Here is a 688-nt window from a genome sequence, read left to right on the forward strand (position 1 = left end):
TTGTCACGGTCGGCGATCGAATCCGAGCCCAGCGCCACCGAGTTCTCGGCCTGCGCCTCGGCCGAATTACCCAGTGCCGTGCTGTTGAAACCGGATGCCACCGACCAGCTGCCGATCGCCGTCGTGTAATCCTCCGAGGCCTCTGCCTGGAAGCCGACCGCCACCGCAGTGACGCCACCGGCGATGCTCTCGGCACCCAGCGCGGTCGCCACGTCGCCGGACGCCAAGCTGTAGAAGCCCACCGCCGTCGACTCTTCGCCACTGGCTTCGCTCAACACGCCCAGCGCGGCACTGCCGTCGCCGCTGGCCAGACTGGCCGCGCCGAACGCCGCGCTGAATTCGCCGGAAGCCACGCTTTCCGCACCCACGGTCGTTGCGTAATCCGCGGTCGCTTGCGCACTCGCACCGGTGGCCACGCTACTCTCGCCGCTGGCCAGGCTGCCGTAACCCGAGGCGGTGCTGTAGTCAGCCATCGCGCTGGACAGTGAACCCGATGCCGAGGCACCGACCGCATCGGCAAGGCTGCCCGCGCCGATCGCCATGCTGTTGTCGCCATAAGCCGAAGAGCCGTAGCCGTACGAAGCGCTCTCGGCGCCTGCGGCAAGGCTGCTGGCGCCCGACGCCACCGAGTGCTCGCCCGAGGCGAGTGCATCCTCGCTGCCGTCATCCGCACCGTCGGCCTGGAAGA

The 688-nt window shown here is 69.0% G+C and carries 1 pseudogene; it reads right to left on the reverse strand.

Going from position 1 to position 688, the window contains the following annotated elements:
• Window positions 1-688, reverse strand: a pseudogene (locus UU7_RS17070) (hypothetical protein); the annotation flags it as partial.

Source organism: Rhodanobacter spathiphylli B39, from assembly GCF_000264295.1.
In the GTDB taxonomy this organism is placed as follows: domain Bacteria; phylum Pseudomonadota; class Gammaproteobacteria; order Xanthomonadales; family Rhodanobacteraceae; genus Rhodanobacter; species Rhodanobacter spathiphylli.